6 protein-coding genes are annotated in these 7,430 nt (G+C 71.4%); 3 read left to right on the top strand and 3 right to left on the bottom strand.

What is annotated here, in order from left to right:
* Positions 1 to 178: 178 nt before the first annotated feature.
* A complete protein-coding gene (gene tal / locus DQW85_RS31105; protein ID WP_113703369.1) occupies positions 179 to 1,270 on the bottom strand; it encodes a transaldolase in 1,092 nt (363 codons plus the stop codon).
* Between the two features lie 2 nt (positions 1,271 to 1,272).
* Complete coding sequence (tkt, locus tag DQW85_RS31100) at positions 1,273 to 3,303, bottom strand: transketolase (protein WP_240197533.1); 2,031 nt, start codon at positions 3,301 to 3,303, stop codon at positions 1,273 to 1,275.
* 335 nt (positions 3,304 to 3,638) lie between these two features.
* Between tkt and DQW85_RS31095 the strand changes: the two genes are divergently transcribed.
* Positions 3,639 to 4,595 (top strand): heme o synthase, encoded by a 957-nt coding sequence (locus DQW85_RS31095; protein WP_113703367.1) that lies wholly within the window; start codon positions 3,639 to 3,641, stop codon positions 4,593 to 4,595.
* Positions 4,596 to 4,683: 88 nt separating this feature from the next.
* Positions 4,684 to 5,847 carry a PrsW family intramembrane metalloprotease gene (locus DQW85_RS31090; RefSeq protein ID WP_113703366.1) on the top strand — a complete coding sequence of 388 codons (1,164 nt, stop codon included), beginning with the start codon at positions 4,684 to 4,686 and terminating at the stop codon, positions 5,845 to 5,847.
* Positions 5,848 to 5,938: 91 nt separating this feature from the next.
* Here DQW85_RS31090 and DQW85_RS31085 read toward each other — a convergent pair whose 3' ends face one another.
* Entirely contained in the window at positions 5,939 to 6,925 is a 987-nt protein-coding gene (locus DQW85_RS31085; RefSeq protein WP_113703370.1) for a COX15/CtaA family protein, read from the bottom strand.
* A gap of 60 nt (positions 6,926 to 6,985) precedes the next feature.
* Here DQW85_RS31085 and DQW85_RS31080 point away from each other — a divergent pair.
* Positions 6,986 to 7,430, top strand: a 445-nt coding sequence (locus DQW85_RS31080) for an FAD-dependent oxidoreductase (protein WP_162795516.1), incomplete at its 3' end; no start/stop codon positions are given.

The following is a 7,430-nucleotide window of genomic DNA, read 5'->3' as shown; positions in this document are numbered from 1 at the left end:
CGCGGCCTCCGCCGTGGTCGCCGTGCCCGCGGCGGAGGTGGCCACGACGGCCGCGCTCCCCGTGTCGGCCGCCTCGCCGGGGGCGGGCGCTGCCGGATCCGTCATGTCAAGCCTCCCGCACGTGCGCCGCGAGGGGAGGCGGCCACGGCCACCCCCTCCTCGCGATGGTTGACCTCCATCAAGGGACCAGATTCTTGCTGACGCTCTCCAGCAGCTCGTTCCAGGAGGCCTCGAACTTCTCCACGCCCTCGTCCTCGAGCACCCGCACCACGTCGTCGTAGTCGACCCCGGCCTCCTTGAGGGCGGCCATGGTGTTCCAGGAGTCCTCGTAGTAGGGACGGACGGTGTCGCCGTCGATCCGGCCGTGGTCGGCGACCGCGTCGAGCGTCTTCTCGGGCATCGTGTTGACGGTGCCCGGGGCGACCAGCTGGTCGACGTACATCGTGTCGGAGTATTCGGGGTTCTTCACGCCCGTCGAGGCCCACAGCGGCCGCTGCGGGCGGGCCCCCGCGGCGCGCAGCCGCTGCCAGCGCTCGGAGTTCATCACGTCCTCGAACGCCGCGTACGCCAGGCGCGCGTTGGCGATGCCCGCCTTGCCCTTGAGCTCCGGACGGCCGAGCCGGTCGAGACGCTTGTCGATCTCGGTGTCGACGCGGCTGACGAAGAACGACGCCACCGACTCGATCGTGGCCAGGTCGAAGCCCTTGGCCTGCGCGGCCTCGAGACCCGCGATCCAGGCGTCCATGACCTGGCGGTAGCGTTCCAGCGAGAAGATCAGCGTGACGTTGACGCTGATGCCCTCGCTGATGGCCTGCGTGATCGCGGGCAGCCCCTCCAGGGTCGCCGGGATCTTGATGAACAGGTTGGGCCGGTCGACCAGCCACCACAGCGCCCGCGCCTCGGCGATGGTCTTGTCGCTCTCGCGGGCCAGCCGCGGGTCCACCTCCAGCGAGACCCGGCCGTCCACGCCGCCGGTCGCCTCGAAGACCGGGCGCAGCACGTCGGCCGCCCACCGGATGTCGTAGGTGGTGATCGCCCGCACCGCCTCGCCCACGTCCACGCCGCGCACGGCCAGGTCGTGCAGCTGTGCGTCGTAGGCGTCGCCCTTGCTCAGCGCCCCGGCGAAGATCGTCGGGTTGGACGTGACCCCGACCACGTTCTTCTCCTGGATCAGCCGCTGCAGGTTGCCGGTGCGCAGCCGCTCGCGGCTGATGTCGTCGAGCCAGATGGCCACGCCCTGCGCGGACAGCTTGTTGAGGATCTCACTCATCTTCAGTTTCCCGTCGTCTCGCCCTTGTCGTGACCCAGCTTGGCCAGGCTGGCCTTGGCCGCGGCGGCCACGCGCTCGGCGGTCAGCCCGAACTGCTCGTACAACGTCTTGTACGGCGCCGAGGCGCCGAAGTGTTCGAGACCGACCACCTCGCCGGCCTCGCCGACGAACTGGCACCAGCCGAACGACACGCCCGCCTCGACCGCGACGCGCGCCTTGACCGCCGACGGCAGGACCGTCTGCCTGTACGCGGTGTCCTGCCCGGTGAACCACTCGACACACGGCATCGACACGACCCGCGTCGTGATGCCCTGGCCTTCCAGCAGCTCGCGGGCGTTCACGGCGATCTCCACCTCGCTGCCCGTGGCGATGAGGATGACCTGGGGCGGGCCGTCGGACGACTCGCGCAGCACGTAGCCGCCGCGGGCCACGCCCTCGGCGCTGGTGCCCTCGAACACCGGCAGGTTCTGCCGGGTCAGGGCGAGCGCGGCGGGCCTGTCGGTGTGCTCCAGCACCGCCTTCCAGGCGTGGGCCGTCTCGTTGGCGTCTCCTGGGCGTACCACGTCGAGGCCGGGGATCGCGCGCAGCGCCCACAGGTGCTCGATCGGCTGGTGCGTCGGGCCGTCCTCGCCGAGGCCGATGGAGTCGTGCGTCCACACGTACGTCACCGGCAGCTTCATCAGCGCCGCGAGCCGCACGGCCGGGCGCATGTAGTCGGAGAAGACCAGGAACGTGCCGCCGTAGGGCCTGGTGCCGCCGTGCAGCGCGATGCCGTTGAGTATCGCGCCCATGCCGTGCTCGCGGATGCCGAAGTGGAGGGTGCGGCCGTAGCGGTTACCGGGGAACTCCTTGGTCTGGTATTCCTCCGGGATGAACGACGGCTCGCCCTTCATCGTGGTGTTGTTGGACTCGGCCAGGTCGGCCGAGCCGCCCCACAGCTCGGGCAGCACCGGCGCGAGCGCGCTGAGCACCTCGCCGGACGCCTTCCGGGTGGAGACCGAGGCGCCCGGCTCGAACGACGGCAGCGCCGAGGCCCAGCCCGGAGGCAGCTCGCGGCGGGAGATGCGGTCGAGCTCGGCCGCGCGCTCGGGGTTGGCCTGGCGCCAGGCGGCGTAGGACTTCTCCCACTCGGCGCGCGCCTCGTGGGCGCGCACGATGACCTGGCGGGTGTGGTCGAGCACCTCGGCGGGCACGTCGAAGGTCCTGTCGGGGTCCATGCCGAGGACGCGCTTGGTGGCCGCGACCTCCTCGGCGCCGAGGGCCGAGCCGTGGATCTTGCCGGTGTTCTGCTTGTTGGGCGCGGGCCAGCCGATGATCGTGCGCAGGCGGATGAACGTCGGCCTGTCGGTCTCGGCCCGGGACGCCTCGAGGGCGGCGTGAAGGGCCCGCACGTCCTCGACGTAGTCGCCTGTCTCGGTCCAGTCGACGCTGACGGTGTGCCAGCCGTAGGCCTCGTAGCGCTTGACCACGTCCTCGGACTTGGCGATCAGCGTGTCGTCCTCGATGGAGATGTGGTTGTCGTCGTAGACGACGGTGAGGTTGCCCAGCTTCTGGTGGCCGGCGAGCGCGCTGACCTCGTGGCTGATGCCCTCCTCGATGTCGCCGTCGCTGACCAGGCACCAGATGTGGTGGTCGAAGGGGGAGGCGCCGGGCGCGGAGTCGGGGTCGAACAGGCCCCGCTCGCGGCGGGCGGCCATGGCCATCCCGACCGCGTTGCCCAGGCCCTGGCCGAGCGGGCCCGTGGTGGTCTCGACTCCGGCCGTGTGACCGTGCTCGGGGTGGCCGGGGGTGAGGCTGTCCCACTGGCGCAGGCGTCTGAGGTCGTTCAGGTCGAGGCCGTAGCCGGACAGAAACAGCTGGATGTACAGCGTCAGGCTGGAATGCCCGCACGACAGCACGAAACGGTCACGACCTATCCAGGTCGGATCCGTCGGGTCGTGGCGCATCGTACGCTGAAACAGCAGGTATGCGGCGGGGGCCAGGCTCATCGCCGTGCCGGGATGGCCAGAGCCCGCTTTCTCCACTGCGTCCATCGCCAGGGCTCGAACGACGTCGACGGCCTTCTCGTCGAGGCCGGTCCACTCGAGGGCTGGCACGAGTTCGGTGCTCAAGTGCTCGATCTCCGGAATCTAGTTGTGATTGACGGTGCCGGCTGGCGTAGCCCGCCCACACCGGACCTTAACCGAGTGGCGCAGGCCATGGATTCCCGCTCCTCCCACGTGTGCGGGGGCATGGCCCAAACCCCCCATTGGCCGGACCGCGCAGCCCTGCGACTACAGTTTGGTTGTTCGCAGGGCAGCCACGGCGCCCACCACGGATCCGCTCTATTCAGAGGTTACGCGTTGACTCCGCACGTGCTGGAAGCGCCTTGACGGTGCTGACGAACAGGCAGGCGACGGCCCCCGCCACCGCGGCCGAGGCGCCGCGCACGACCGGCCGCTCGATCGGCACGGTCGTCAAGGCCTACATCGCGCTCACCAAGCCGCGGATCATCGAGCTGCTGCTCATCACCACCCTGCCGGTGATGTTCCTGGCCGCGGGCGGCCTGCCGCCGCTGTGGACCTCCGTCTCGGTCATGGTGTTCGGCACCCTGTCGGCCGGCAGCGCCAACGCGCTCAACTGCTACGTCGACCGTGACATCGACCAGAAGATGCGCCGCACCAGGCGGCGCCCGCTGGCCCGCCACCAGGTCTCGCCGCGCGGCGCCCTCGTCTTCGGCATCGTGCTCGGCGTCCTGTCGACCCTGGGGCTCTGGCTGACCGCCAACTGGCTCGCCGCCGTGCTGTCGACCGGGGCGATCCTGTTCTACGTCCTCGTCTACTCGATGATCCTCAAGCGCCGCACCGCCCAGAACATCGTGTGGGGCGGCATCGCGGGCTGCATGCCGGTGCTGATCGGCTGGGCGGGCATCACCGAGCGGCTCGACTGGGCGCCGCTGGTCCTGTTCGGCGTGGTGTTCTTCTGGACGCCGCCGCACACCTGGACGCTGGCCATGCGCTACAAGGAGGACTACGCGGCGGCCAAGGTGCCGATGCTGCCGGTGGTGGCCACCGAGCGCCGGGTCATCCTGGAGTCGATCGCCTACACCTGGGCCACGGTGCTGTGCTCGCTGGCGCTGTGGCCGGTGGCGGGCACGACGCTGTTCTACCCGGTCGTGGCGGCGGTCCTGGGCGCGTTCTGCCTGTGGGAGGTGCACCGCCTGCTGGCCCGCCTCAACTCCGGCAAGACCGGCGTCGACCTGCGCCCGATGCGCTTCTTCCACTGGTCCAACGCCTACCTGGCGCTGCTGTTCCTCGCGGTCGCCATCGACCCGCTGCTGGCCTGACCGGCGGCGCCGGGAGCTCTCGGGGGGTTCGCCGCGGGCGGCTCCGGCGCGTTGGGACTCCACCATTTTGATCCGTTACAGTCACCGTATGGCGTCCCGTGATCCACGCTGGGTGTTGAAGGACCGCCCGTCGTTCGCGTTGATCATCGGGCTGGTCCTCACCGGCATCTGCGCGCTCGTGTCCTTCTCGTTCGACGTGCTCAACGGCGCGCCCGTGCAGTTCTTCATCGCGCTCGTGCTGGCGCTGGCGCCGGTGCCGCTGCTGCTCGCCGCGGTGCTGGCGCTCGACCGCATGGAGCCCGAGCCGCGCAGCAACCTGGTCTTCGCCTTCGCCTGGGGCGCGGGCGTCGCCGTCCTCGTCGCGGGCGTCGTCAACTCGCTCAACCTGCACTACATCATCGACACGGCCAACCTGTCGGAGGCCAGCGCGCGCAGCATCGCCGCGACCTTCGGCGCGCCCGTGGTCGAGGAGACGATGAAGGGCCTGGTCCTGCTCGGGCTGCTCCGCTTCCGCCGGACCGAGCTCGACGGCCCGACCGACGGCATCATCTACGCCAGCATGGTCGGCCTCGGGTTCGCGATGAGCGAGAACGTCAGCTACTACATCGCCGCGCTCAACTCCGAGCACGGCGGGGTGGGGCTGGCGGTCACGGTGGTGCTGCGCGGCTTCCTGTCGCCGTTCGCGCACCCGCTGTTCACCTCGATGATCGGCGTCGCGGTCGCCTACGCCGCCCAGCGGCACGGGCCCGAGCGGGTCTTCTCCGTGATGCTGGGCTGGGTCGGCGCGATGGTGCTGCACGGCCTCTGGAACGGCCTGGTGTCCTACGGGGGCTTCCGCGGCCTGGTGGTGGCCTACCTGACGCTGATGGCCGTGCTCGTCGCGCTGATCGTGGTGGTCGTCGCCGACCGGCGCCGCATCGTCGCGCTCCTGCAGCGCTACCTGCCCCCGTACGAGCCGACCAGGCTGGTCGACGCCGCCGACATCCACATGCTGTCGGCGCTGCCCCGCCGCAGGGCGGCCCGGCAGTGGGCCAGGATGCACGGCGGCAAGCGCGGGCTGCGGGCCATGAGCGACTACCAGCTGGCGGCCACCGAGCTGGGGCTGCTGCACGAGCGGGCCGCCCGGCACATGGTGGACGAGCGGGCCTTCCACGAGGAGCAGCGGGCGCTGCTGGAGTGCATGAGAACCGCGCGGGCGCAGCTCCCGGCCCCGATGGCCGGCCCTGCCGGGCCCGCGCCAAGATCGTCCTGAGCGACGTCTCGGGCGGACGAACCTCCGCAAACGGCACTTCTCAGCGGTGGGGGAGTGGCGGACGTTTCTCCCCATACCGTGACACGAACGGTCAGGCCGTGGCGGCCGCCTCGGTGGGGGAGGGGGCGACCCGGGCATCCAGCGGCCCGCGGGTGCGCAGCGCGGTGACGGCCCGCAGCGCGGCGATCCAGACCAGCGTCGCGCCCAGCACGTGCAGCCCCACCAGGAACGCAGGGACGGCCAGGAAGTACTGGACGTAGCCGATCACGCCCTGGGCCAGCTCGATCCCGAGCAACGCCAGCGCGGCCCGGCGGGCGCGCCGCGGCGAGTCGGTCACGTGCAGCGCGAACGCCAGCGCGAACGTCAGCCCGACCACGAGGTAGGCGACGTCGGCGTGCAGCCGGGCCACCGTCTCGATGTCGAGGTCGAAGCGCGAGGCCAGCTCGTCGCCCGAGTGCGGTCCGGTGCCGGTCACCACGACCCCGGCCGCGAGCAGCGCGAGCACCGCCGCGAGCACGACGCGGCCGAGGCGGCGGACGTCGCGGTGGACCACCCGCCGCGCGGGCCCGTCACCCTCGCCCGAGCGCTGGTAGAGCGTCCAGCACGCGGCGATCAGCCCGATCGAGATGAGGAAGTGCACGCTCACCGTGAACGGGTTGAGCATGCTGGCGACCACCAGGCCGCCCCACAGCGCCTGCGCGACGATGCCCGCCGGCTGCAGCCAGGCCAGCAGGAGCAGCGAGCGGCGGCGCGGCGCCAGCCGCATCGCCGAGACCACGCAGGCGAACCCGACGGCCAGCACGAGGAACGTCACCAGCCGGTTGCCGAACTCGACGAGCATGTTGGCCATCGAGACCTCGGGATGCGGGACCGGCACGAAGCTGTCGGGGGTGCACCTCGGCCACGTCGGGCAGCCGAGGCCGGAGCCGGTGACGCGCACCGCCGCCCCCGACACCGTGATGCCCGCGTTGACCGCCACGGCCGCCAGCGCCCAGCCGCGCAGCGACTCGGCGGTCGGCGCCCAGAAGGAGAACAGGCGCCGGACGAGGGCGTTGGGGTGGTCCGTGGGTAGCTTCACGTCATCGATGGTAAGGGCCGCCACCGCCGGTCCGGCCACCGGCAACGCTCTTCTCAACGGATGAAATATGTGACATATTACTGGTCGGAGGTGTGGATGCCCGATGTGATCGTCGTGGGCGCCGGGATCGTCGGCGCGGCGTGCGCCTACTACGCGGCGCGCGCCGGTCTCGACGTGACGGTGGTCGACCGCGGCCCGGTGGCGGGCGGCACCACCGGCGCGGGCGAGGGGAACGTCCTCGTCTCCGACAAGGAGCCCGGACCCGAGCTGGAGCTCGCGCTGATGTCCAGCCGGCTGTGGCGCTCGCTCGCCGAGGCCGCCGGCGGCTTCGAGTACGAGCCCAAGGGCGGCCTCGTCGTCGCCGAGACCGGCGAGGCGCACGAGCGGCTCGCCGAGCTGGCGGCCCGGCAGGGCGTCGAGCACACCGTCGTCGCGGCCGGGGACCTGCGCGGCTACGAGCCGCACCTGGCGGACGGGCTGGCGGGCGGCGTCCACTACCCGCGGG

The sequence above is a fragment of the Nonomuraea lactucae genome, from assembly GCF_003313395.1.
Classification (GTDB): domain Bacteria; phylum Actinomycetota; class Actinomycetes; order Streptosporangiales; family Streptosporangiaceae; genus Nonomuraea; species Nonomuraea lactucae.
This window is presented reverse-complemented; position numbering and strand designations above follow the sequence as displayed.

Coding starts and splice junctions, on each gene's coding strand:
- tal (WP_113703369.1), bottom strand. CDS start 1,270: ATGAGTGAGATCCTCAACAAGCTGTCCGCGCAGGGCGTGGCCATCTGG.
- tkt (WP_240197533.1), bottom strand. CDS start 3,303: ATGGACGCAGTGGAGAAAGCGGGCTCTGGCCATCCCGGCACGGCGATG.
- DQW85_RS31090 (WP_113703366.1), top strand. CDS start 4,684: ATGGCGTCCCGTGATCCACGCTGGGTGTTGAAGGACCGCCCGTCGTTC.